1 protein-coding gene is annotated in these 720 nt (G+C 68.2%); it reads right to left on the reverse strand.

Going from position 1 to position 720, the window contains the following annotated elements; all coding sequences use genetic code 11:
- Positions 1 to 178 precede the first annotated feature (178 nt).
- The coding region (locus DH10_RS30460) for an ATP-binding cassette domain-containing protein (protein WP_192385673.1) at positions 179 to 720 on the reverse strand (542 nt) is incomplete at its 5' end.

Below are 720 nucleotides of genomic sequence, written 5' to 3' on the forward strand. Positions count from 1 at the left end.
ACGGCTGCCGGCGGTGTCATGGGCTGCCGAGCGGGCGCCTGTGTGGCCGGCGCCGGCGTTGCCGGCTGCTCCTGCGCCAGCGCGATATCGGCCGAGGGAATGGGGCCCGCCGAAAGAATGACGGACACGGCCAGCGCCGCAAAAGAACTGTTCCGGGACAAGGCTCGTCCTCGCTTCCTCATTGCACGTAACCGATGGGCTGGCCGGTGACGGGATGCTTGAGCACCCCCATCTCGACGCCGAAAATGTCCTTGAGAACCTCGCCTTGCATGATCTCGGCGGGCGTGCCGCGCCTTAAGAGCCGGCCCTGCTTCAGCGCGATCAGCTCGTCGCAATAGCGCGCCGCCATGTTGGGGTCGTGCAGCACCACGACGACGCAAAGACCGCGCTTGCGGCTGAGGCCCCGGACCAGACCGAGCACCTCGACCTGATGCGCGATGTCGAGCGCCGAGATCGGCTCGTCGAGCAGCATCACGCCGGCATTCTGCGCCACCAGCATGGCAAGCCAGGCGCGCTGCCGCTCGCCGCCGGAAAGCTCGTCAACCAGCCGGTCGGCGAACGCGCTCATGTCGGTCAATGCCAGCGCCTCCTCGACATGACTTCTGTCTTGCGGCCCGAAACGGCCGAGCGCGCCATGCCAGGGATAGCGCCCGAGCGCCGCTAGCTCGCGCACGGTGAGGCCGGTCGCTGCCGGCGTAGTCTGCGGCAGGTAGGCTAGCG

The organism is Mesorhizobium silamurunense, assembly GCF_014843825.1.
GTDB classification, from domain to species: Bacteria; Pseudomonadota; Alphaproteobacteria; order Rhizobiales; family Rhizobiaceae; genus Mesorhizobium; species Mesorhizobium silamurunense.